The sequence below is a fragment of the Streptomyces sp. NBC_00425 genome (genome assembly GCF_036030735.1).
Classification (GTDB): Bacteria; Actinomycetota; Actinomycetes; order Streptomycetales; family Streptomycetaceae; genus Streptomyces.
Genome location: NZ_CP107928.1, coordinates 9,238,735 through 9,261,024 on the forward strand (window position 1 = coordinate 9,238,735; position 22,290 = coordinate 9,261,024).

Annotated in this window: 21 protein-coding genes; 12 read left to right on the forward strand and 9 right to left on the reverse strand. The window is 72.3% G+C overall.

Annotation, left to right across the window (positions count from 1 at the left end):
• Positions 1-133: 133 nt before the first annotated feature.
• Both OHS82_RS40855 and OHS82_RS40860 read left to right on the forward strand, forming a co-directional pair.
• Positions 134-400 carry a hypothetical protein gene (locus OHS82_RS40855; protein ID WP_057577174.1) on the forward strand — a complete coding sequence of 89 codons (267 nt, stop codon included), beginning with the start codon at positions 134-136 and terminating at the stop codon, positions 398-400.
• The gene (locus tag OHS82_RS40860; RefSeq protein ID WP_328435717.1) at positions 358-1,350 is read left to right on the forward strand and encodes an ATP-grasp domain-containing protein; all 993 of its coding nucleotides are present in this window, start codon (positions 358-360) and stop codon (positions 1,348-1,350) included. The genes OHS82_RS40855 and OHS82_RS40860 overlap by 43 nt, the downstream gene beginning before the upstream one ends.
• A gap of 157 nt (positions 1,351-1,507) precedes the next feature.
• Here the strand turns inward: OHS82_RS40860 and OHS82_RS40865 are convergent, their stop codons facing one another.
• The 4 genes from OHS82_RS40865 to OHS82_RS40880 all read right to left on the reverse strand — a co-directional run bounded on the left by OHS82_RS40865 (position 1,508) and on the right by OHS82_RS40880 (position 4,331).
• The gene (locus OHS82_RS40865) at positions 1,508-2,251 is read right to left on the reverse strand and encodes a hypothetical protein (protein ID WP_328435718.1); all 744 of its coding nucleotides are present in this window, start codon (positions 2,249-2,251) and stop codon (positions 1,508-1,510) included.
• A 99-nt stretch (positions 2,252-2,350) separates the two neighbouring features.
• Positions 2,351-3,235 carry a hypothetical protein gene (locus tag OHS82_RS40870; protein WP_328435719.1) on the reverse strand — a complete coding sequence of 295 codons (885 nt, stop codon included), beginning with the start codon at positions 3,233-3,235 and terminating at the stop codon, positions 2,351-2,353.
• Positions 3,228-3,848, reverse strand: coding sequence for an RNA polymerase sigma factor (locus OHS82_RS40875; protein ID WP_057577177.1), 621 nt, complete (start codon positions 3,846-3,848; stop codon positions 3,228-3,230). The genes OHS82_RS40870 and OHS82_RS40875 overlap by 8 nt, the downstream gene beginning before the upstream one ends.
• Positions 3,849-4,034: 186 nt before the next feature.
• Positions 4,035-4,331 carry a hypothetical protein gene (locus OHS82_RS40880; protein ID WP_328435720.1) on the reverse strand — a complete coding sequence of 99 codons (297 nt, stop codon included), beginning with the start codon at positions 4,329-4,331 and terminating at the stop codon, positions 4,035-4,037.
• Positions 4,332-4,882: 551 nt separating this feature from the next.
• Between OHS82_RS40880 and gdhA the strand changes: the two genes are divergently transcribed.
• The gene (gene gdhA, locus OHS82_RS40885; RefSeq protein WP_328435721.1) at positions 4,883-6,229 is read left to right on the forward strand and encodes an NADP-specific glutamate dehydrogenase; all 1,347 of its coding nucleotides are present in this window, start codon (positions 4,883-4,885) and stop codon (positions 6,227-6,229) included.
• 141 nt (positions 6,230-6,370) lie between these two features.
• Here the strand turns inward: gdhA and OHS82_RS40890 are convergent, their stop codons facing one another.
• The gene (locus OHS82_RS40890) at positions 6,371-7,051 is read right to left on the reverse strand and encodes a ScbR family autoregulator-binding transcription factor (protein WP_242433053.1); all 681 of its coding nucleotides are present in this window, start codon (positions 7,049-7,051) and stop codon (positions 6,371-6,373) included.
• Positions 7,052-7,175: 124 nt separating this feature from the next.
• On the opposite strand from OHS82_RS40890, the gene OHS82_RS40895 reads away from it, so the two are divergent.
• The 6 genes from OHS82_RS40895 to OHS82_RS40920 all read left to right on the forward strand — a co-directional run bounded on the left by OHS82_RS40895 (position 7,176) and on the right by OHS82_RS40920 (position 14,356).
• Positions 7,176-8,162 carry a ScbA/BarX family gamma-butyrolactone biosynthesis protein gene (locus OHS82_RS40895; protein ID WP_328435722.1) on the forward strand — a complete coding sequence of 329 codons (987 nt, stop codon included), beginning with the start codon at positions 7,176-7,178 and terminating at the stop codon, positions 8,160-8,162.
• On the forward strand, positions 8,156-9,271 hold the full coding sequence (locus OHS82_RS40900; RefSeq protein WP_328435723.1) for an acyl-CoA dehydrogenase family protein: 1,116 nt from the start codon (positions 8,156-8,158) through the stop codon (positions 9,269-9,271). The genes OHS82_RS40895 and OHS82_RS40900 overlap by 7 nt, the downstream gene beginning before the upstream one ends.
• 317 nt (positions 9,272-9,588) lie before the next feature.
• A complete protein-coding gene (locus OHS82_RS40905; RefSeq protein WP_057577180.1) occupies positions 9,589-10,575 on the forward strand; it encodes a helix-turn-helix transcriptional regulator in 987 nt (328 codons plus the stop codon).
• 356 nt (positions 10,576-10,931) lie between these two features.
• A complete protein-coding gene (locus OHS82_RS40910) occupies positions 10,932-11,957 on the forward strand; it encodes an enolase C-terminal domain-like protein (protein ID WP_057577181.1) in 1,026 nt (341 codons plus the stop codon).
• 376 nt (positions 11,958-12,333) lie between these two features.
• Positions 12,334-13,515: a LeuA family protein gene (locus tag OHS82_RS40915; RefSeq protein ID WP_328435724.1), complete on the forward strand. Its 1,182-nt coding sequence runs from the start codon at positions 12,334-12,336 to the stop codon at positions 13,513-13,515.
• 115 nt (positions 13,516-13,630) lie between these two features.
• Positions 13,631-14,356, forward strand: a complete 726-nt coding sequence (locus OHS82_RS40920) for a response regulator transcription factor (RefSeq protein ID WP_328435725.1) — start codon at positions 13,631-13,633, stop codon at positions 14,354-14,356.
• A gap of 34 nt (positions 14,357-14,390) precedes the next feature.
• Here OHS82_RS40920 and OHS82_RS40925 read toward each other — a convergent pair whose 3' ends face one another.
• Together OHS82_RS40925 and OHS82_RS40930 are read right to left on the reverse strand one after the other, a co-directional pair.
• On the reverse strand, positions 14,391-15,398 hold the full coding sequence (locus tag OHS82_RS40925) for a TauD/TfdA family dioxygenase (RefSeq protein ID WP_328435726.1): 1,008 nt from the start codon (positions 15,396-15,398) through the stop codon (positions 14,391-14,393).
• Positions 15,399-15,509: 111 nt separating this feature from the next.
• Positions 15,510-16,346 (reverse strand): ArsR/SmtB family transcription factor, encoded by an 837-nt coding sequence (locus tag OHS82_RS40930; RefSeq protein WP_328435727.1) that lies wholly within the window; start codon positions 16,344-16,346, stop codon positions 15,510-15,512.
• Positions 16,347-16,410: 64 nt separating this feature from the next.
• Here OHS82_RS40930 and OHS82_RS40935 point away from each other — a divergent pair, with 64 nt between their 5' ends.
• Positions 16,411-17,874 (forward strand): MFS transporter, encoded by a 1,464-nt coding sequence (locus OHS82_RS40935; protein ID WP_328435728.1) that lies wholly within the window; start codon positions 16,411-16,413, stop codon positions 17,872-17,874.
• 20 nt (positions 17,875-17,894) lie between these two features.
• On the opposite strand, the gene OHS82_RS40940 is transcribed toward OHS82_RS40935, so the two are convergent.
• Together OHS82_RS40940 and OHS82_RS40945 are read right to left on the reverse strand one after the other, a co-directional pair.
• Entirely contained in the window at positions 17,895-19,076 is a 1,182-nt protein-coding gene (locus OHS82_RS40940) for a pyridoxal phosphate-dependent aminotransferase (protein WP_328435729.1), read from the reverse strand.
• Complete coding sequence (locus tag OHS82_RS40945) at positions 19,073-19,729, reverse strand: cysteine hydrolase family protein (protein ID WP_328435730.1); 657 nt, start codon at positions 19,727-19,729, stop codon at positions 19,073-19,075. The genes OHS82_RS40940 and OHS82_RS40945 overlap by 4 nt, the downstream gene beginning before the upstream one ends.
• Positions 19,730-19,872: 143 nt before the next feature.
• Between OHS82_RS40945 and OHS82_RS40950 the strand changes: the two genes are divergently transcribed.
• Together OHS82_RS40950 and OHS82_RS40955 are read left to right on the forward strand one after the other, a co-directional pair.
• Positions 19,873-21,756: an FAD/NAD(P)-binding protein gene (locus OHS82_RS40950; RefSeq protein WP_328435731.1), complete on the forward strand. Its 1,884-nt coding sequence runs from the start codon at positions 19,873-19,875 to the stop codon at positions 21,754-21,756.
• A gap of 87 nt (positions 21,757-21,843) precedes the next feature.
• Entirely contained in the window at positions 21,844-22,254 is a 411-nt protein-coding gene (locus tag OHS82_RS40955) for a cupin domain-containing protein (RefSeq protein ID WP_057577190.1), read from the forward strand.
• Positions 22,255-22,290: the final 36 nt, after the last annotated feature.

Genomic DNA, 22,290 nt, shown 5'->3' on the forward strand with positions numbered 1-22,290 from the left:
TCGCATACGCGAGAGCGATCGAAGTCCCGGCCATGTTGAGTCGTCAAGTTGTTCGATGTGCGGCGACACGTCAACGGTGCTGTGCTGGTAGGGAGCCCACACCTGACCAGACCCTCCATGGAGGTGACTCACCATGGCATCGTTCAAACTCGGTGACCCCGTGGCCGAGGACGCGCAGACCCAGTCGGCGATCTCCACAGACCTGGCTCCTCCGGTCATTCTCAGGGCGCAACCCGAATCGTTCGTACGCCTGAACACACCCGAAGAGCTGCGGGACTGGGAAGAGGCCGTCCGCGCCACCACAGGGATGCGCATCGACGCCACCCGGATGGGAGGCTCGGCGTCGGAGTCGTGCTCGTGCGGCTGCTCCGACGACTGCTGCGTGGACTGCCCCGTCTGATGATCCTCACGGTGTCCGTCGAGGACGACTTCCACACCCACGTCATCCGGGACGCAGCCGTCCGCCGCGGCTTCCGCGACTTCCACGTCCTCGAGTGCGACCGCATCAGCGGCCGTCCCGGCCTGACGTGGAGGTCGCACGGCGACGCATCCAGCACCGTCCTCACGTCCGAGGGGCGCACCATCCCCCTCGACGCGGTGTCGGTGCTGTGGTGGCGGCGGATGCGGGCGAACCAGCAGGCGTCCGCCCGCGCGTCGAGCGACCACCAGCAGCGCCTGGTCGACAACGACAGCCGGGGAGCCCTCGGCGGCATCCTCGCGGCGTCCTTCCGCGGCCAGTGGATCTCCACTCCCGAAGCGACCGACCGCGCTGCGGACAAGCTGTACCAGCTGTCCGTGGCGCGGGAGGCGGGTTTCCGGGTGCCGCGCACGCTCGTCTCCCAATCCCGCGACGAGGTGGCGGAGTTCGCCCGCACCGTGGACCGGGTGATCGTCAAACCGGTGGTGGGCGCGACCGGCCCGCTCATGTTCACCCAGTACATCGACGATCCGCAGGCCATCCCCGAGGAGTCCTTCAACGTGTGCCCGGCCGTCTACCAGGAGTACATCCCCGGCCGCAGGCACGTGCGGCTCAACTGCTTCGGCGAGCAGATGTACGCGGCCCTCATCGAGAGCGACCGCCTCGACTGGCGTCCCGACCTCAACGTGCCCATCTCCCGGTGGGAGGTGCCGCCCGACGTCGGCAGTCGGGTGGTGGAGGTACTGCGGCGCCTGGGGCTGCGTATGGGCGCCATCGACCTCAAGCTCACCCCGGACGGCGAGCCCGTCTGGCTGGAGGTCAACCCGCAGGGACAGTTCCTTTTCCTGCAACCGCTGCTCGGGGAACCGCTCGATGACCACTTCCTCGACTTTCTGCTCTCCTGCGCGAACGTCGGCGGGCCCGACCGGTGATCCGCGCGCCCCGCCTCCTTCATGCCGGCAGTCGCCCACCCGACGGCGCATCACGTCATCGACGTGATGCGCCCGGGCTCCGGCTGCGGCGAGCCGATGCAAGCTCGAGTCCGGTTGAGGTCGGGGCCGGCTCGACTGATCCCGTCGGTGCATCCGGTCAGGAATCCAGCAGCTCCTGACGGGGCTCTCGTAGGAGTGCCGACCCGTGTCGAGCCGCCACGCGGCGGCGGAGCGCGGCGCCCTCGAAGCCGAGGAGGAGTCCGAGGGCCAGGGCGGGAGCCGCCCAACCGGCCCGGTCGATCAGGTCGGGCGGGTCTGCCGTGGCGCGCGGGTCGGTGGCCGTAGCCCCGGCGCCGACCCCGGATTCCGGGAGTGCGCCGGCCCCTGCCACGGACTCCCGCGGTTCCCCGGAGGCCGCGCGCAACACTCCGAGGCCGTCGAGCAGCGCCCGCAGCTCCTCCGATCGCTGCGCCTTGTGCCAGCCTCCGACGCCCGAAGAGGTGGTCTCCTGCGGGACATCGAGCGTCGTGTGGACCCAGATGTCCTTGGTGCCGGACGCGAACGTGTACAGCTGGTCCGTCCGCCACGGCCTCGTGTCGGGGAGCATCCACGACACGGTGACCAGGTCGCGGACCTGGTCCATCCAGGTGTCCTCCGCTCCGCGGTCCGGAGCTTCCTCCGGACGCTCGCCGAGCTCGTCGCCCGTCTGCGGGAGGAGTCCTTCCAGGCGGGCGTAGTCCTCGGCCGTGCCGTACAACGACGCCGTTCGTGAGCTGGTCGGTGACACCAGCAGCACACTGGCCGGTCCGCCCGCAGCCGACGGTGGAGCCGTCAGGAGGAGCAGGACCAGAGCGGTCGTCAATGCGCCGGTGGCCGCCGCCAGTTGTCGCAGTCCACGCATCCGACACCCCGATCCGTCCCGTGCGGGCCGTCCGCACTCACCGTGCCACTCCGGGTACACCGCTCGATCCGCCGGGGTTCCCACCCCGGCGGCGCCCGCTCAGCCCGATGACTCGGCGATCTCCCGGGCCCGCTGCTTCGACGCCACGCCCTCCAGCCGCAGCGTGAGCGCGTTGTCGTGGACCCACAGCAAGGTGGGCCCCGCCGTTCGCTCGGAGCGGGTGAGGCGGGAGCCGTCCGCGGACGTCATCCAGAACCGCAGGAGGTGGGGCTGCGGGAACCACAACGCGCTGCGCGTCCGCCCGGTCAGCTCGATCCACTCGACCGCCTGCTCACCCGCCACCGTCTTGCCGAACTCGGGCGCCAGCCGGGCCGCGTACTCGTCGAGACGGACGGTGTGGCCGCGCTCGTCCCAGCAGAGGGTGATCACGAAGCGGCCCTTCGGCGCACGCGTCACGGACACCGCGTCCGGGGCGCCCAGCGCACTCGGCACGAGCGGAACGAACCCCGCCTGCCGGCCGGCTTCGGCGAGGGGGACCGGGTGGGGGCAGCCCGGCGCTCGTGCGCCCGGCGAAGGCGTCGCCGACGGGTCGTACCGCACGTGGACCCCGCCGAAGTCGAACCAGTCCGCCACCGCGGCCCGCACCGGAGGGGTCAGGACGAGCACGGTGAGCAGTCCGCACAGTGCGGCCGTCAGCGTGCGCCGGCGGAGCCCGGCCCACCGGTGCAGTGCCCGCAGCCGCTCGCCGGCGCCCCGTGGCACGGCCACCGGGATCGCTACCCGCTCGGCGACCATCCGCTGCAGGACCCGCTCGGCCATGGTCTCGCCCTCGTCGCCCCCCGGCCGGTCCAGCGTCCGCCCGAGCGCCCGCAACTCCTCGGGCAAGCGCGTGGCACGACCTCCGCCCTGCGTGATGCCGCCGCCCCGATGCCGCGTCCGCTTCCCGTTTCCGTCCGGCCCGTGGGGCCTGCCCGGCTCACTCATCCTCCTCACCTCCTCCCTCTTCCCCGAGGGACCTGCCCGGCTCCCACTCCGGCAGCAGGCGGCCCAGTCTGCGCAGCGCGCGGCTCAGGCGGGACTTCACCGTGCCCCGGGGCCAGCCCAGGGCCGCCGCTGTCTCGGGCTCGCCCATTTCCAGCAGGTAGCGGTAGGTGACGACCAGTCGGTGATCCTCGCTCAGCTTCTCCAGGGCGCCCAGGAGCGCGACGCGGCGCTCGCCCGCCAGCGCGGCGACGGCAGGGTCGGCCGACGACGATTTCAGTGGCTCGGCCTCGATGAAGGCCGCCTCGCGGTCGGCCAGAGACCGTTGGCGCCCTGCCGTCCGCACCGTGTTCCTCGTCTCGTTGGCCACGATCGACAGCAGCCACGGCCGGAACGCGGAGCCGTCCCGGAAGCGGCCCAGTGACCGGTAGGCCTTGAAGAAGGCCTGCTGCACGACGTCCTCCGCGTCCGCCCCGGCGCCGAGTGCCCGGGCCGCCCGCAGTGCGATGCCCGTGTGGGCGCGCACCAACTCCGCGTACGCCTCCGGCTTGCCGGCGCGTACGCGTGCGATCACCGCGGCCTCGTCGACGGTGCGGCCCCCCTCCCGCGTTCTCACAGCATGGGTACACCGTCCGCGCCGGATCGGTTCCCGTCCGTGTCCGGTCCACGGGGGTCTACGCGTCATCTCGGTATGCGGCGTCGTCGCACTTCGTCCAGCGGGTGCTCGTTCCCGGGCCTCGAACGCTTCCTACGGCGGTCACGGCGGTCACGGCGGTCACGGCGGTCACGGCGGTGACGGCGGTCACGGCGGTGAGGGTGCGTTCCAGACGGCGTCGGACCGACTGACGATCCGTCGGAGCTCGCGGGCCTGCCGTGGCGGCATGGCCTGCATCACGACATCGAGGAGGGCGCGGGCCTCGAAGGGGTCGTCGCAGCAGTCCGCGTGGGCGTTGCCCCACTCGTGGTCGTGCCACAGTTGGCGCTCGGGGCGGTGGACGTACGCCTTCCACAGGCGCAGGGCCGCGCCGACGTCTCCGGGGTTCAGGTAGTTGCGGCTGTGCTCGAGGTCGCGGATCAGGGACAGCGCGCGCGAGGACAAGCCGTCGATGACCGTCGTCGCTTCCCGTGTCCGGTGGCGTGGAGCGCCGGCCCGGATGCGTGTCGACCGTCTACGCGGCATGGGCCTTTCGGTTCGTCGTCATGCCGCACATCGTTGCTGCGATCGCGCACGGTGTCGAACGGATTGGCTCGTCCGCGGGTCGGCGGGACGCGCGGGTGCGGGACGGGAAGCGGATGTGTTCTCCGCCTCACCCGCGCGGGGCTTCGTGGCTTTGTCCGTGCTTAAGGCCGGTGGCGGAGGCTGCTCTCCGGGTCGCTGACGGCGCACAGGCGCCGGCTACCCGGATCAGGGATGTCGCGTCCGCGGGCGGAGACGGATCCGCTGCGGTGGCGCCGTCCCGATGGGGGCGGTGTGCCGGTCCGTCAGGACGGGCCGCTGCAGGATGCCGTGCCCGAACGGAGCCGTCTTCCGATATCGGTGGCCTTCTTCGCTGACACAGCGACTCCTGGCGTCCGTATTCGTTGTCAGAACAGCGGCCAGGCACGCTGGACAAGGTGAGTGCCTGGCGGAACACAGGAGAGCAGGCGCGCATGAACCCCAGTGCTCACATCGAGGCCGTCTACGCACAGGTCTGCCGGCGCAACGCCGGTGAGAGCGAGTTTCACCAGGCGGTGGGAGAGGTGCTGCACACGCTGGCGCCGGCGTTGCAGGCGCATCCGGAGTACGTCGACGCGCTGATCGCCGAGCGGCTGTGCGAGCCCGAGCGGCAGCTGATCTTCCGGGTGCCGTGGGTGGACGACGCCGGGCGGGTGCAGGTGAACCGCGGGTTCCGGGTGGAGTTCAGCAGCGCGCTCGGCCCCTACAAGGGTGGCCTGCGCTTCCACCCGAGCGTGAACCTCGGCATCGTGAAGTTCTTGGGCTTCGAGCAGATCTTCAAGAACGCGCTGACCGGACTGGCGATCGGCGGCGGCAAGGGCGGCTCGGACTTCGACCCCAAGGGTCGCAGCGACCACGAGGTCATGCGCTTCTGCCAGGCGTTCATGACCGAGCTGTACCGGCACCTGGGCGAGCACACCGACGTCCCCGCCGGCGACATCGGGGTGGGCGGGCGTGAGATCGGCTACCTCTTCGGCCAGTACAAGCGGATCACCAACCGCTTCGAGGCGGGAGTTCTGACCGGCAAGGGGGTCTCCTGGGGCGGCTCGCAGGCCCGGACCGAGGCCACCGGCTACGGTGCGGTGTACTTCGCGCAGGAGATGCTGGCCACGCGCGGACAAGGTCTGGACGGCCGCAAGGCCGTGATCTCCGGCTCGGGGAACGTGGCGCTCTACGCGATCGAGAAGGTGCACGCCCTGGGCGGGTCCGTGGTGGCCTGCTCGGATTCGTCCGGATACCTGGTCGACGCGGACGGCATCGACCTGGAGCTGCTGAAAACGGTGAAGGAGGTGCGGCGGGCCCGGCTGTCGGCTTACGCGGAGGCCAAGCCCGGAGCGCGGTTCTCCGACCGGGGCTCGGTCTTCGAGGTGCCCTGCGACATCGCGCTGCCGTGTGCCACGCAGAACGAACTGGGCGGACAGGAAGCCGGGGCGCTGGTGAAGAACGGTGTCCTGGCCGTCGCCGAAGGCGCCAACATGCCGTGCACTCCTGAGGCGATCGAGGTCTTCCGCGAGGCGGGCGTCCTCTTCGGTCCCGGCAAGGCCGCCAATGCGGGCGGCGTGGCCACCTCCGCGCTGGAGATGCAGCAGAACGCCTCCCGGGACGTGTGGACCTTCGAACAGACCGAGACCCGCCTGGCGGCTGTCATGCGCAGTGTCCACGCCCAGTGCCGGACCACCGCCGAGACCTACGGGGGCACCCCCGACGACTACGTCCTGGGCGCCAACATCGCGGGCTTCCTGAGGGTGGCGGAGGCGATGACGGCTCAGGGCGTCGTCTAGCGCCCCCGGAAGTCGCGGCACGCGGGCACACCGTTCATGGACGGTGTGCCGCACGGGGGCCGTCGTGGGGGGCGCCGGCGCCCGCCGCAGTGATGCAGCCCCTGCCCATAGCCACTCGGAAGAGCGCAGGGGCCGCGCCTCCTACGCCCGCAGGGCCGCGAAAAGCAGGTCCCGGGAGTCGGACCAGCGCTGTACGAGATCAGCGCGACGGGTGAGCCGCGCGGAGATGTGCTGGGTGCCGAAGAACGCGGAGACCAGCGTGTGGGCCGCGGCGTCGGGCGAGACGCCCTCGCGCAGTTCCCCGGCCTCCGCCGCCTCCACCAGCAGCTCCGTCAGCAGGCTGATCCAGCCGATGTAGGGCTGCGGCAACAGGCCGTCCGGCAGGGGCTGTTCCATCTGCAGTCGCGCCCCGCCCTGCACGACCACGTCGTCCTGGAAGGCCTGGGCGGTCCGGTCGAGCAGTTCACCCACGGTGTCCAGCGGGCCGAGCCCCTTGGCCTGGGCCGCTTGCAGCAGTGCGGGCCAGCGGTGGTAGTGCGCCTCGACGACCGCGATCGTCAGCGCTTCCTTGGTGGGGTAGTGGAAGTACACCGCGCCCTTGGTCATCCCCACATGGTCGGCGACGTCCTTGACGGACGTCTTGCCGTACCCGCGCTCGTCGAAGAGCTGCGCGGCGGCGTCCAGGATCTGCTTGCGGGTGTGCGCGGCCCGCTCCTGCTGCAGTTCAGGGCTGCGGCCGTGCAGGGCGATGCTGCCCGGGCTGCGCTCGGGTACCGGGAAGGTGGCCCGGTGCTTCTTCAGTTCCACGATGTCTCCGCTCACGGTCGCGTCCAACCCCCGTTGCAATATACCTTCCCGCAGGTATATTTTTCACCGAACAGCCGGTGACCGACCACCACGCAAGGTCACGGCTGTGCGGTACAGCCGCTTCCGGAGGGGGAAATTCATGTATGACACCGACATAGCGCCCGGCGACACGACCGCCAGGCACTGTGCCGATGTACATGTTCCGCGTGCTCTGGTCCACAAGAGCGCGGACCGTGAGGTCCTGTTATCGACCGTGCGTCCACTGGGCGACGACCGCTTCGCGGTCCGACCGCGTTGGCCGCACGACCATCTGCTGCACCACTGCGCCGCCGACGGGACTCGGGACTCCCTGGTCGTCGTCGAGACCATGCGGCAGGCGGGGATCTACCTCTCGCACCGCTTCCACGATGTCCCGGCGGACCACGCGTTCGTCCTGCACGGCTTCGACTTCCGCCTCGACGCGCCGCTGCGCGACAGCGGCGACGGAGCCGACGTCGTGTTCGACGTCGTCCTGCGTCGCGTGCCCGGCAGCCCGCGCCGCTTCCGCCTGACGGCCGAGGCGGACCTCCTCGTCGGCGGCCGCCCGGCGGGCCACGCCAGCATGCGGTGGGACGCGCTGCCGCCCGCGCAGTACGCCCTCGTACGCAGCCGCAGCGCCGCCGTGGCAGCTCCCTTCGACGTCACCGACCTCACGGCAGAGGCCCGGATCCTGCCGCCGGCCGCGGTCGGCCGTGACCACGACGACGCCGTGCTGCTCGCGAGTCTGGGCGACGCGTCGGCCGGATGGCAGCTCAGAGAGGACACCGGGCATCCCGCCCTCTTCGACCACGGCAGTGACCACGTCCCGGGGATGGTGATCGTCGAGGGGTTCCGGCAGGCCGTCCTCGTCCGCGCCGCCGCGGACGCCGCGGACGCCCGGGCCCTCGGCTCGCTGCAGACGTCGTTCCTCGCGTTCGGCGAGCTCGGACAGCCCGTCACCATCACCGCGGAGCCCGAGAGCGCCGGCGCCTACCTGCTGGCCGCCCGCCAGGGAACGCGCACCCTGGCCACCGCACTCGCCACCATCGGCGCAGCCGCCGCCCCGCTGGACGGCCTCCTCGCCGGGGCCGGTGCTGTCGCGTGCTGAGTGACCTGGGCAAGACACTGGACGTCGCCCGCGAGGACCGCCTCCTCCTCGACGAGACATGCCGGCTCACCGACCGGCTCGCTGACTCCCTTGCCGACAACGGATTCGCCCGGCACTTCGTGCCCGAGCGCTGGAACGGCGGCGCCGGCACCTTCACCGCGCTCCTGGACGCGGTCTCCGAGCTCGCCGAGACCTGTGCGTCCACCGCCTGGTGCGCCGCGCTGTACGCGGCCCACGGCAGGCTCGCCGGCTATCTGCCCGAAGCCGGGCAGCGGGAGATCTGGGGCGAGGGCCCCGACGTGCGCGTGGCCGCGTCCGTCGTCCCGCCCCAGGGCAGCGCCGTCCGCGCGGACGGCGGCTGGCGTCTGACGGGCAGGTGGGCCACGGCCAGCGGCGTCGACCAGGCCGAGTGGCTGCTGCTCGCCTCCTGGGTGACGCAGGACCGCGACCCGGCCGGCGAGACGCGGGAGCACCGGATCTTCGCCGTGCGGCGCCACGAGATGAAGGTGCTGCGCACCTGGCGCCCGGTGGGACTGCGCGGCACCGGCAGCAACACGGTGGAGGGCGACGTCCTGGTCCCCGACCACCTCACCTTCACGCTGGAAGACCTGGGGCGCGTCCGGCCGCACGCCGCCCGCTGTCATAGCGTGCCGTTCTCCCTGGTGGCGTCCCTCATCTTCGCCGCGCCGGTGCTCGGGGCCGCCGAAGGGGCGTTGCGCACCTGGTGGGAGACGCAGATCCGGCGCGTGCGCCCCGGCGGCGGCACCGCCGTCCAGCCCCTGGTGCTGGCCAGGGCGTCGGCGCACATCCAGGCGGCGCGACTGCTCCTCGAGCGTGTCGCGCAGCGCGCCGACCACGCGCCCGTGACGCCCGTGCTCGTCGCCGAGAACCAGCGTGACGTCACGGTGGCCGTGGAACTCTGCGGCGCGGCCGTCGACGAGCTCTTCCATGCGGCGGGGCTCCGCGCGCTGGAGGAGGACGACGCACTCCAGCGCCACTGGCGCGACATCACCGCGGCCCGCACCCACGGCACCCTCAACGTCGGTTCGGCGGCCTCCGGTTACGCCGACGCTCTGCTCGCCGCGCGCGTGGGGGAGGAGGCCCGATGACCCGCCGGACACCTCCGCGCATCGATGTGCCCGGTGGGCCCCGGGTGGCGGTCGGCGACGATCCGGTCCTCGCCCCGTCGTGCGTCGCGCGGGGCAGGCGCTCCCTCGGCATCCGAACCCGTCCGCGCTCCGGGCGGAGCGCGCTGCTGCACGTGAGCTGACTCGTCCTCGCCCGGTCGGCCATGGGCCGGCCGGGATCGGACAGGGAGAGAAACATACCTTTGGGAGGGTTTTTTGTTCAGCAGCGGCAGATACGACGACCCGCCACCGCCGTCCCCGACCCCACCACGTTCCCCGTAGGAAGGCAGCAGACGGACATGAGCGCACCGAGCATCGGGCCACAGGCCCTGAGACTCTTCCAGTACGCCTCGGCCCGCAGCGACTGGACCGTCCGCAGTGCCTGCGAGCAACTCGACACCACCGTCGACGAGATCGAGCACGCCCGCGGTCAGCTGATCGGCCTGGGCCTCCTCGTCGAGTCGCCCGACGGCGCACCGGCGGCCAAGGCCACCGCTCCCGAGGCCGCGCTGCTGCGGCTGCTCACCGCCGAGGAGGAGGCCACCGCCCGCCTGGCCGACCGGATCCGTCGCACCCGCGAGCAGATCGACGCGATGCGCGAGGTGTTCCTGCCGCTGCACGTCGCCCGCAGCGGCACGCTCGGCGACGAAGTGATCACCGGCGCCGACCGGATCGCGCGCGTGCTCGGGGACACCGCCGACATCGCGACCTCGGAGATCCTCAGCATGCATCCGGGGCCCGTGCGGCCGTCGGAGGTGCTCGCCGAGGGACTGCGTCGCGACGTGCAGGTCCTGGAGCGCGGCGTGACCATGCGCTGCATCCACCTGCGGCCGATGACCCGCATCGTCCACTCGATGAACCATCTGCAGGAACTGCGCTCCGCGGGCGCCCAGGTCAGGATCGCCAACATCGTGCCGTTCCGCTTCATCCTCGTCGACCGGGTGCAGGCCCTGGTGCCCGCGCTCCACACCAACGCGGCCAACGCCATGATGGTGCTGCGCGGCGAGGCCGTCACCGCCCTGCTGGTCAAGGTCTTCGAGATGTGCTGGGCCTCCTCGGTGCCCCTGGACGACACCGGCGCCGGTGAGGAACCCGGGCTCACCTCCCAGCAGTTGTGCGTGCTGCGGCTGATGTCCACCGGACGCAAGGACGAATCCATCGCCCGCGAAATCGGCGTGTCCGTACGGACGTTGCGTCGCGTCATGGCCGACCTGATGGCGCAGCTCGGCGTGCAGAGCCGCTTCCAGGCGGGAGTCAGGGCAGCGCGGACGGGCCTTCTCGACTAGGGCGCGGGCAGGCGTCGCCCGGCGGACGGGACTGTCGAACACGCCCAGGCCGCGGGGCAGGGCCGCGGCGCGATCCGAACGACGGGCCCCCGGCAGGGAACGTGGTGGGGGCGGGCGCGCCGGCCCCGGGCAAGGGGCGCGCGACGGGCGCCGCTCGGCCGGCCACCGCCCGCCCCGTGGCCCGGCGCCGCTCACTTCCGTGCCGCACCGCGCCCGGCGTGCGGCTCCGCGCCCTGCCCGCGTCGCCCTGTCCGCTACCGGCCACGCCGCAGGGTGCCGCGCCTGCGCTCTGGCGGCCCGCCTTCGCCGCTCACACGATGGGGTTCCGGCACAACGTCCGTGAGTCAGGAGCCCTCGTGTTCGACCCCGCACTCCTCCGGTCCCTCACGGGCACCCCGATGCAGGTCCGTTGCGCCGTCGTGCCCGCCAGGCTGTCCGCCGCCGGTGCCGTGCCGGGCGCGAGCGGGTGGGCCGTACTGCGGGTGACCGTGCGCAACGCGGGCAGCGTCGGACAGGGCGAGGCAGCCCTGCGGCCTTCCCTGGACGCACACGGACCGGACGTCCTGCGCGACCAGTTCGCCTCCGCCAGGGGCGGCCTGGAACGGATGATCAGCCCCCTCCAACTGCCCGGGCTGCTCGCGCCGGGCCCCCTGCGCAGCGCCCTCGACTCCGCCCTGTGGGACCTGCTCGCCAAGCGCAGCGGACAGCGCGCGTGGGAGCTGCTGGGCATGCCGCCGCCACGACCGGTGCCCGCCGTCCGCACGGTCTCCCCGGTGGCGACCGAACTGCTGGAGCGGGAGCTGAAGGACGGCGAGGACTTCGCCTCCCTCAGGCTCGAGCTCGGCGCGGGCGGTCTCGCCGACGACCTGGCCAGGCTGACGGCCGTACGCCGACTGCGGCCCGACGCGTGGCTGATGGTCGACGCCCGCGGGGCCTGGGACGCCGACCGGCTCCAGGTGATGCTGCCGATCCTCCACGCCCACGGCGTGCGCATGCTCGAACAGCCGCTGCCGCAGACCCGGTCCGCTGTTCTCGCCGCGCTGCCGCGCCCCTTCCCGATCATCGCCTCCCTGACCCACGAGCAGAGCACCGACCTGGGGCGTCTCGGGGAGCGCTATGACGGCGTCAACCTCTCGCTCGACGCCGTGGGCGGCCTGACGGCGGCCCTGGGCATCATGGAACAGGCCGGTCAACGGGGTCTTGCCGTGCTGCTCGACTCGCCCCCCGCGACCTCCCTCTCCTGCGCGCCCGTGCTGCACGCGGCGGCGGGCGCCGACCATGTCACCCTGCCGCGGTGGCTGGACGCCTCGGGAGCCGGTGCCCCGACACTGCAAGGGGAGGGCGGGATGCTGATCCCGCCCTCCCCTGCGCTGTGGGGGTAGGCCCTTGCCCGCGGGCCGCTCCTCAACCCCAGATCAGATCGTCGTCGCTGAGCCGGCGGATGACGACGGCAGTCGGTTCGACCATGGAATCACGCACAGGGATGACCTTTCATCAGGGAAGTCCGGACGCGTCGCAGCGTCTTCGTCAAAACTTTCGCATTCCACCTCCACCCCACGGCAAGCGGTGGAGCTGACCCAGAAGTGACGTGGCCCGAACCGGCCACGGGTCGCCGTTCCCGTGATTCCCCGAAGGCCGCCGACGCATACGGGTCATGGCCCCCAGGGGCCAGCGCAACCGGCCCTCCACGACGTCGACTCCGCCTAACCTCACCGGTGTTGAGCTGCGCGAGCAGCATCGGGCGAGAAAGAGGACACGATGTCAGTGAAAAAGGAATCACGCCGGGTCTCCATTTTCGACACCACCCTCCGGGACGGCGAGCAGGCACCCGGAAACGCGATGACTCCACGTCAGAAACTCGAAATAGCACTGCGCATAGAGACGCTCGGCGCCGACTACATCGAATCGGGATTTCCGGCCTCCTCGCCCAGCGAGTTCCAGGCCACCCGGCTCATTTCCCGGAACCTGACCTCCGCGCGTTTCACCACGTTCTGCCGTGCCGTACGGTCCGATGTGGACACGGCCGTCGAGGCGGGCGGCGCCGACCGCCACCAGGTGCAGGTCATGGCCACCGGGAGCGACCTGCACCTCGCCCACAAACGGGGCATCAGCCGTGACCAGGCGGTCCACGAGGTCGCCGACACCGTCGCCCACGCCTACGCCCTCGGCGTCGAGGAGGTGTCCGTCGGCATCGAGGACGCCAGCCGCGGCGAACTCGACCTGCTGCGCGCCATCACCCTGGGCGCCGTCGAGGCGGGGGCCGTGTGCTTCGCCGTCGCCGACACCTCCGGATGCCACCTCCCCCAGGAGTACGGGGCGTTGATCACCGAGTTCCGCTCCTGGCTCCCGGACGGCGTCCGCGTCGCCACCCACTGCCACGACGACTTCGGGCTCTCCCTCGCCAACGCGGTCGCGGGCCTGACGGCCGGCGCCCACGAGGTGCAGGTCACGCTGGGCGGCATCGGCGAACGCGCGGGCAACACCCCGCTCGAGGAGGTGGCCGCGTTGCTGACCTACAAGGGCGCCCTGCTCGGTCTGCACACCGACATCGACGTGGCCGCCATGTACGAGGCCTACACCGCGCTGCGTGCGGCGATCGGACTGGAGGAACCCCGCAACAAGGCGATCTTCGGGACGTACGCCTTCGGGACGGCGGCCGGCATCCACCAGCAGGGCATGCTGCGCAACCCGGCGACGTACGAGTACGTGGAGCCGGCACGCTTCGGCCGTGAGCGCTCCCTGCTGATCGGACGGCACTCGGGCCGGGCCGTGCTGCGGCACATCCTCGACGAGCTGGAGATCGTCGTGAGCGAGGAGGACCTGGCGGGGCTCTACCGGACGCACATCGCCGAGCGCACCGGCGGCGACTGCGAGGACATCTCCGTCGTCAAGGCCCGCCTGGCCCGCGAACTGAAGACACGGCTGCCCGCTGCCGCCTGAGCGACGTCCGGGCCGGGGCCGGTCGCACGCCGGCCCCGGCCCGGGCGTCTTGCGGCGCACGCAGTGAGAAAGGCGCACGCGGCGCACGCAGTGAGAAAGGAGACAGCGCGTGGAGATGACCGTGCGAAGCACCGAGAACGGCCGGGTCCTGCTGTACGAACCGGAGGCCTCCGATGTCAGCGTCCTGCTCGCCGACGCCGATCCGGTCTCCCGGCACGTCCTGGCGGGCGCCCTGGACGGAGCCGACGGGATCACGGTGCTGGGCACCGCCGACAGCGGCCGGCCGCTGCATCGCTGGCCCCTGGACGGCGTCGACGTCGTCGTGCTCGCCGACGCCTTCCGGCCCCGGCCGGCCTCGCTCGTCCCCGGCCTGGTGCACAAGGGGGTGCGCGTGCTGCTCCTCGACACACGCTGGACGGCGCGGACCGTCGGGGACGCGCTCGCCGCGGGCTGCGCGGGAGTACTGGTCAAGGACCCGGAGATCGGCCGGCTCGCGGCCGCCGTACGGGCGGCGGCCGCCGGATACGTCGTGGTGTCGCCGGAGCTGGTGGGCCTGTGCCCGCCGCCGGGTCGCGCGACCACGATCCCGCCCGCGCGCCCGCGCGGCGACCGCTCGGTCGGCCTGCGGCTGCGCTCTTTGACCGAACGCGAGCGCGAGGTGCTCACGGTGCTCGCGGAGGGCCTGTCCACCCGGGAGGCGGCCAGGCGGCTCGACGTCACCCCGGCGACCGTCAAGAGCCATGTGTCGCACGCGCTGGCCAAACTGTCCGTGCGCAACCGCCTGGAGGCGGTCCTGCTGATGCGCCAGGCACTCGACGAGGACCGCCCACCCTGGTCGTGACGGGTACGCGGGGGGACCGGCGCGCCCGGTGACGTCAGTCGCCCACGCGCCCGCGCACGCCGTCCAGCCAGCGGTCCGCGTGCCGCTCCGCAGCCGCCTCGTCGCGGAAGGCGTACGTCTTCAGCAGCCAGCGCTGCCGCGCCCGCGCCGCATCGTTGATCTCCATCTTGTCGCGGCTGTGCAGGCCGTCCTGGTTGGCGAAGACGAACAGGTCGCCGGTCCGGATGCGGTGACGGGTCTTGTCGGCCCGCACCAGCGCGTCCTTCAGCGCGAGCAGTGCGTCCTTCGCGGACTCGGGAGCACCGGGCGCGGCCGTCGTGCACGTGTCCAGGTAGCGGAAGCTGTGGTGGTTCTCCAGGATGGGGTGGACCTCGGAGACCGTCAGCTCCTTGTTGTTGTCCCGTGAGAACACGTCGAACGGCGTGACGAACTGCGCCGTCCTGAGCTGCCGTTGCTCCTCGTCCGTCAGATGCGCGAGCAGGTCGCGCCCGTCGACGAACCCGGTGTAGATGAACTCGCCCTCGGGGCAGTGCATGCCGAGCAGCGAGATGAAGTCGGCCCGCACGGGATGGGCCGTGCGGTCGTTGTGGTACACGAGCTCGCTGTCGCTGAACCCCGTCTGCATCCCGCTGTAGCGGTTGATGGCGACGACGTCCGTGAAGAAGTCCCCGTCGAAACGTGTCGCGTAGGACAGCAGTGGCGTCTTGACCAGCTGGGCGAAGAGCTCCAGGAACGCCTCGCCGACGAACGTCTTCTTCCGCGCGTGCTTGTCCGCGACCGGGTCGTCCAGGTCCAGCAGCGGGATGTCCTCGTCCAGCGGGCAGTTGCGCAGCACGTGGGCGTCGGAGACGCCCGTCGAGCGGTCGGCCCGGACGCGCGCACAGACGCCGGCGAAGAAGGCGGGCACCTCGCCGCGCGCGATCACGTCGCCGACGGCGCGCGAGAACGCCTCGTAGTCCTCGTAGGGGCTCTTGACCACGGAGCGCAGCACCGCGGTCAGTTGCTCGCGCTCCGGCCCGGACAGTTCGTAGATGGGTTCCATGCCCCGAGCCTCGCCGTCGCCGCGCCGTCGCACATCGGCCGTCGGAGGAGGCCCCCTCCACCGCCTCCGCCCCTGTGGCGTCGCGCCTCCACCGAAGTGGAGGCTGCCCGGTCACACGAACACGAGCCCGAGGGTCCGCTCCAGGCCGGCCGCGCCCTCGTCCGTCAGATGCACCACGCGCGGCGCGGCGCCCCACCTCACCCAGCCGAGCGCGAACAGACGCGCCTTGAGCGCCGCGCCGAGCCCGCCCGCGAGGTGGTGCTGGTGCTCGCTCCAGTCGACGCAGTAGCGGACCGCCGGGCGGCGCGGCGGCAACCGGCCCGTGTCGACGCCCAGTTCGGCGAGAACCGACGGCGCCTCGTCGGACAGTTCGTAGACGAGGTCGCGGCCGTACGACGACGGCCTGTCCCGTACCGCCTCGGCGGGCCGGTGGATGCCGTCGTGGCCGGTGATCACCCCGTGGTCGAGCAGCGACTGCATCAGGGCGACGCCGAGCCGCCCGGCCAGATGGTCGTAGCAGGTCCGGGAGCGGTGCAGGGCGTTGGTGCGGCTGCTCTGCTTGAGGGAGGTGATGGCCAGCGGCGGGGCGATCAGGGCGAGCGCCTCCAGCGCGGCGCTCACGTCCGGCCCGAACAGGCGGAAGTAGCGGTGCCTGCCCCGCGCCTCGACGGTGACGAATTCCGCCTCGACGAGCTTGGCGAGGTGCGCGCTGGCCGTGGCGGCGCCGACCCCCGCCTCGCCGGCCAGCGCGCTCGCCGGCAGGGCGCGGCCGTCGGCCAGGCACTTCAGGATGCGGGCGCGCGACGGATCGGCGACGAGGGCCGCGGCGCGGGCGATGTCGGTCTGGTGTTTGAGCGGCGCACCCGGCTGTTCGCCGGATGCGCGGCCGGGGTGCCGCGACGCGCCCGCGTCGCGGGCGGACGCCCTCGTGGTGCTGCTGTTCGGCATGACCCCACCGTACGACAACGACACTTCGCCCGGTGACGAAGTGTCCGGCGTCGATGCTCGTGACATGACCACCGCTGACCTCGCTCCGGAAGACGGCCTGGCCGCCGCCCCGCCCCGTGCGGCCGCCCCGGCCCGCCGACCCGCGCTCACCCTGCCCCCGCTGATCGCCCTCAGCCTCGGCTACTTCCTGGTGATGCTGGACGTCACCGTCGTCAACGTCGCCGTCCCCGAGATCCGCACCGCCCTCGACACCGGGCCCTCCGCCCTCCAGTGGATCGTCGACGGCTACAGCACCGTCTTCGCCGGGCTGCTGCTCCTGGGCGGCGGCCTCGCCGACCGGCTCGGCCACCGGCGCATGTTCCTCACCGGGCTCGGCGTCTTCACCGCGGCCTCCCTGGTCTGCGGCCTCGCCGGCACCCCCGGCGCCCTGATCGCCGGACGGCTCGCCCAGGGCGCGGGCGCAGCGCTGCTCGTGCCCGCCTCGCTCGCGCTGCTGCAGGCCACCTACCCCGACCGCGCGGTGCGATCCCGGGCGATCGCCGTGTGGGGCGCCGTCGCCTCGATCGCCTTCGGCGCCGGACCGGCGGTGGGCGGCCTCCTCGTCTCCGGGCTCGAGTGGCGCTCCGTGTTCTGGCTGAACCTGCCGGTCGCCGCACTCGCCGTCGTCCTGACCGTCCGGCACATCCCGGCCACCGCCCGCAAGAAGCCCGCCCGCCGCATGGACCCGGCCGGCCAGGTGCTGGGCATCGTCGGCCTCGTCGCCCTGGCGGGCGGCCTCAACGAGGCCGGTTCACACGGCTGGACCTCCCCGCCGGTCCTGGCGGCGTTCGGTGCGGGCGCGGCCTGCCTGACCGCCTTCGCGCTGGTCGAACGCAGCCTGGAAGCACGCGAACGGGCCGGACGCGGTCGGCGTGCGCCACTGCTGCCGCCGTCCCTGTTCCGCTCGGGCGCGTTCACCGCGACTGCCGCGATCGGCCTGCTGATCAGCCTCGGCTACTACGGCATGCTCTTCCTGACCACCCTCTACTTCCAGCAGGAACGCGGCTTCAGCGTCCTGGACACCGGTCTCGCCCTGCTGCCGTCGGTGTGCATGGGGCTCGTCGCGGCCCCGCTCTTCAGCCGCCTGGCCGCCCGCACCGGCCCGTACGTCCCGATGGCCGGCGGGCTCGCGTTGGGCGCCGTGGGCTTCCTCGGCTGGCTGACCGCCCGGCCCGACACCCCCTACCCCGTCCTGCTGTTCGCCCTGATCGCCACCGGTCTCGGGCAGACCATGACCGCCCTCGCGGCCACCGCCGCCATCATCGAGACCGCGCCCGCCTCCGGCGCCGGCATCGCCTCCGCCGTCTTCAACGTCGCCCGGCAGGTCGGCAGCGCCGTCGGGGTGGCCCTGTTCGGCACCCTCGCCGCCGCGGCGGGCGACTTCACCTCGGGGCTGCGGTTGTCGGCGGCCATCGCGGCGGCCGGCTTCGCCGTCGGTGCCGTGCTGGCGGTGGGCGTCCGGCGCCGCGCTGCCGGACGCACCACGTGACCCCGGTCCGTGCGCCGGTGTCAGCCCCGGCCGGCCAGCGCCGCGGCCATGCGGTCCAGCGCCGTCCGCAACACCTTGGGCGACGTCGCGAACGACAGCCGGACGAAGCCCTCGCCGCCCGGCCCGAACGCGGAACCCGGCATCACGGCCACCGCCGCCTCCCTCAGCAGCCACTGCGCGAAGGCCGCCGAGTCCGCGAAGCCCGTGCCGCGAATGTCGGCGAAGGCGTAGAACGCACCGTCGGGCGGCGAACAGGACACCCCCGGCAGCGAGTTCAGCCCCCGCACGACGAGGTCCCGGCGCGCCGCGTACTGCGCGGTCATCCACTCGACCGGCTCCTGCGAGCCGGACAGCGCGGCGATCCCGCCCCGCTGAACGAACGACGCAGTGCAGCCCACCGTGTGCTGCTGCACCTTCACCAGCTGCGCCATCAGATCGGTGGGCCCGGCCGCATAGCCCAGGCGCCAGCCGGTCATCGCATAACCCTTGGAGAAGCCGTTCACCGTGATGGTGCGTTCGGCGCAACCCGGCTGCGCGGCCAGGCTGAGATGGCGGCGGCCGCCGTAGAGGATCTTCTCGTAGATCTCGTCCGAGATCAGCAGGATGTCGTGCTCCTGCGCGAACCGGGCGATCAGGGCCGCCTCCCCGGCGGTCAGCGACCGGCCCGTGGGATTGTTCGGCGAGTTGACCAGCAGCGCCTTCGTCCGCGAGGAGACGTGCCGCTCCAGCAGTTCCGCCGTGATCCGGAAGCCGTCCGCGCCGTCCAGGGCGACCTGCACGGGCCGCGCGCCGATCAGCCGCGCCATCTCCGTGTAGCTGACCCAGCTCGGCGTCGGCACGAGCAGCTCGTCACCTGGGTCGAGCACCGTCACCAGCGCGGCGAACAGGGCGTGCTTCGCCGACGGCGTGACGACGATGTCGGTGGCCGCGTCCGCCACGATCCCGTTGTCCTCGGCGAGCTTCGCGCAGACCGCGCGCAGCAGCGCGGGCAGCCCGCGACTCGGCGTGTAGTGCGTGAACCCGTCACGCAGGGCGCCCACCGCCTCGTCCACGACATGGCCGGGGGTGTCGAAGTCCGGCTCACCGCCGCCCAGATCCACCACCTCCAGGCCCTGTGCGCGCATCCGCGCCACCATGTCGAAGACGGCGTACGTCGCCGACTCCTCGACGGCGTGGAAACGGGCCGCGGCCCGCGCCCTCATGACCGGACGCCTTGACGCTCGGCGGCGGGCGTCGACGGGGCGGCCGGCAGCGCCTCGGCGACCGTGGTGACCGTCGAGATGCGGGAAAGGATCTTCAGCGCTGCGTCGTGGATCTCGGCGTCGCCCGCCAGCGTCGCGTCCTCGAGCACCCGTACGCGGTAGTCCCGGTCGTGGGCGGCCTGCGCGGTGCCGAGCACCACCAGCTCCGTGGAGACGCCGGTGAGGAGCAGCGTGTCGATGCCCGCCGTGCGCAACAGCACTTCCAGGTTCGTGCCGTGGAACGGGCTGATGCGGTGCTTGACGACCACGGGCTCCCCGGGCCGCGGCGCGAGTGCGTCGTGCACCTGCGTCGCCCAGGACCCCAGCACGAGACGCCCGTCCTCCTTCGCCTTCTCGAAGACCCGGGACCCGGCCGGCCACTCAGGATGGCCGGGGGAGAAGCCGACGACGACGTAGATCACCGGGATGTCCGCGGCGCGGGCCCGCCGGATCGCGTCGGCGGCCGTGTCGAGGACACGCCGCTCACGCGCCTGCGCGCCGTAACCGTCGGCGGCGTACCTGCCGTCCGGGTGGACGATCTCGTTGATGAGGTCCAGTACGAGCAGCGCGGGACGCTCGCCCTGGCCCCGCTGCGGTGTTCCGGCCCAGTCCATTCGCTTCTCTCTCCTTTTTCGCTCGTGAATTGCATGAGGAACCCTCATGCAATGAATCAGTGAATCGGTGTTGAACGCGGAAGTCGGAACTCCTACCTTCGAAATGCAAGAGAAAGGACAACTGATTCCTGGAAGGGGTACACGTGAAGGTGGCAATCGTCGGCAGTGGTCCGCGCGGAGTGTCCGTCCTCGAACGCATGGCGGCGCGCCTTGCCGAAGGGCCGGTCCCCGAGTCCGTGGAGATCTACCTCATCGACTCCCACCGGGTGGGCACCGGCCGGATCTGGCGCACGGACCAGCCGCGATGGTTCCTGATGAACACCGTCGCCGACGAGGTCTCGGCGTTCTCCGGCCCACCCGACGGCGGCCCTGCCAGACCGGGTGCCGGACCTTCGCTCGCCCAGTGGTGGAGTTCCGTCGACCGCGAATACCCGGGGCCCAACAGTTACGCACCGCGCGCCCTCCACGGACGCTATATGCGGTTTCTTCTCGAAACGATCGAAAGGAATCTCCCCGAAGAAGTCCGGCTGATCCCCGTCCATGATTTTGTGAACGCGCTGGAGCGCACCGGCGACGGATACCGGCTCACCCTGCGCGGCGGCAACCGCCTCACCGCCGACCGCGTCGTGCTGACCACCGGACACACCCGCCCCGAACTCACCGGCAACCAGCGGCTCCTCGCCGCCCACGCCGCCGGTCGTCCCGGCCTGCGCCACATCGCGGGGGACAGCGCCGCCGACATGCCCCTGGACGAGATACCCGCCGGGTCGGCCGTCGGCGTCCTCGGACTCGGCCTGTCCTTCTACGACGTGATGGCCGCGCTCACCGAGGGCCGCGGCGGATGCTATGAAGAGGACGGGGACCGGCTCGTCTACCGGCCCAGCGGCGGCGAACCCGTCATCGTGGCAGGCTCCCGCAGCGGGATGCCGCTGCCCGCCCGCGGCCGCAACCAGAAGCACCACGACCACCGCCACCGCCACGTGCTGTTCACCACCGAACGCGTCCTGGCCCGCGGCCGACACGGCGCCCTCTCGTTCGCCGACGACGCCCTGCCCTGGCTGCTCGCCGAGGTCGAACTCGTCTACTACGCGACGATGTTGACCGTGCGCGGAGAACCGGGGAGGGCCGCCGCGTTCGAGGCGGAGGTCGTCGCCGCCGCCGAGAGCGGCGTACCCGACGTCCCCGCCGTCGCCGCCGGACACGGCCTCGCCGACGCGCCCCGCATCGACCTGGACGCCCAGGCCCGCCCCTTCGCCGGCCGGCACTTCGCCGGACCCGACGAGTTCACCCGGGCGCTGAGCGAAGCGCTCGCCGAGGACCTGGCGCACGCCGACGCCGGCAACGTCGACGACCCGCTCAAGGCCGCCCTGGACGTCATCCGTGACTCCCGCGCCGTGATCCGCTCCCTCGTCGACTACGCGGGCCTGACCCCCGCCTCGCACCGCGAGGAGTTCCTCGGCTGGTACGTCCCGCGCAGCTCCTTCCTCGCCGCCGGGCCCCCACGCTCGCGGCTGCGGCAGGTCGACGCCCTGCTGCGCAGCGGCGTCCTGCGGGTCGTGGGCCCCGACACCCGCATCCGTCCGCATCCCTCGGGACGCTTCGGCGTCCACTCGCCCTACGTGAGCGGCTCCGAGGTCCTCGTGGACACCGTCGTCGACGCCCGCGTCCCCACCCCCGACATACGTCTCGACCCCCACCCCCTCACGCGCAGCCTGCGCGAGCAGGGCATCTGGACGTCGTACGTCAACCACGGCACGGACGGAGACCGCTTCGACACCGGCGGCGTCGCCGTGACCGGTGCGCCCTTCCACCCCGTGGACCGCACCGGCCGGCCCGACCGCGGCCTGTACGTCCTCGGCATCCCCACCGAGCACACCCGCTGGTTCATGCAGGGCGGCAGCAGCAGGCCCGGCTTCTGGACGGACTTCGTCCAGAACGCCGACGCCATCGCCGCGGACGTCATCGCCTCCCGCGTCACCGCCCGGAAGCCGGCCCCCACGCCGCCGCTCCCGGCCCGAACCGGCTGACACACACGGCCTGAGCGCACCCGCCGCACGCCCCCTCCTCGCCCCCGCCCGACATCCCGCCCCTGCACCCGGAAAGAGAGCCCCACGATGTCCGTCGTCACCCGTTCCGCCGCCCCCGCCGCCTCGCCCCAGCAGCGCGAAGTGACCGTCCTGCGCGACATCTTCGACCCCGTCGGACTGGACGCCCTGCCCTGGGAGCGCTGGGAGGAACCCGGTCGCGCCGGCGTCGACGTGCACCGCCTCTACCTGACCGACGGCGCCGACCCGGGCGCCGCGATGATCACCCGCATGGCCCCAGGAGCCCACGGCGACCTGCACGAACACCTCGGCCACGAGGTGATCCTCGTCCTCGAGGGGGAGCTCCTGAACGACAACGGCGACTGCTACCGCACCGGGGACCTCGTCATCGAGCGGCCCGGCAGCGTCCACCAGGTCAGCACCGAGACCGGCTGCACCGTGCTCGGCGTCCGGCACGCGCCGACCCGCCTCGTGACCTGACGCCCCGCCCCACGGCCCCGAACCCTGCGGCCCGCG

Bases quoted from the DNA above. Each gene is read 5' to 3' on its own strand.
- OHS82_RS40930 (WP_328435727.1), bottom strand. From the start codon at position 16,346: ATGCCGAACAGCAGCACCACGAGGGCGTCCGCCCGCGACGCGGGCGCG.
- OHS82_RS40870 (WP_328435719.1), bottom strand. From the start codon at position 3,235: ATGAGTGAGCCGGGCAGGCCCCACGGGCCGGACGGAAACGGGAAGCGG.
- OHS82_RS40920 (WP_328435725.1), top strand. From the start codon at position 13,631: ATGACCGTGCGAAGCACCGAGAACGGCCGGGTCCTGCTGTACGAACCG.
- gdhA (WP_328435721.1), top strand. From the start codon at position 4,883: ATGAACCCCAGTGCTCACATCGAGGCCGTCTACGCACAGGTCTGCCGG.
- OHS82_RS40940 (WP_328435729.1), bottom strand. From the start codon at position 19,076: ATGAGGGCGCGGGCCGCGGCCCGTTTCCACGCCGTCGAGGAGTCGGCG.
- OHS82_RS40935 (WP_328435728.1), top strand. From the start codon at position 16,411: ATGACCACCGCTGACCTCGCTCCGGAAGACGGCCTGGCCGCCGCCCCG.
- OHS82_RS40945 (WP_328435730.1), bottom strand. From the start codon at position 19,729: ATGGACTGGGCCGGAACACCGCAGCGGGGCCAGGGCGAGCGTCCCGCG.
- OHS82_RS40865 (WP_328435718.1), bottom strand. From the start codon at position 2,251: ATGCGTGGACTGCGACAACTGGCGGCGGCCACCGGCGCATTGACGACC.
- OHS82_RS40905 (WP_057577180.1), top strand. From the start codon at position 9,589: ATGAGCGCACCGAGCATCGGGCCACAGGCCCTGAGACTCTTCCAGTAC.
- OHS82_RS40925 (WP_328435726.1), bottom strand. From the start codon at position 15,398: ATGGAACCCATCTACGAACTGTCCGGGCCGGAGCGCGAGCAACTGACC.
- OHS82_RS40955 (WP_057577190.1), top strand. From the start codon at position 21,844: ATGTCCGTCGTCACCCGTTCCGCCGCCCCCGCCGCCTCGCCCCAGCAG.
- OHS82_RS40915 (WP_328435724.1), top strand. From the start codon at position 12,334: ATGTCAGTGAAAAAGGAATCACGCCGGGTCTCCATTTTCGACACCACC.
- OHS82_RS40895 (WP_328435722.1), top strand. From the start codon at position 7,176: ATGTATGACACCGACATAGCGCCCGGCGACACGACCGCCAGGCACTGT.
- OHS82_RS40855 (WP_057577174.1), top strand. From the start codon at position 134: ATGGCATCGTTCAAACTCGGTGACCCCGTGGCCGAGGACGCGCAGACC.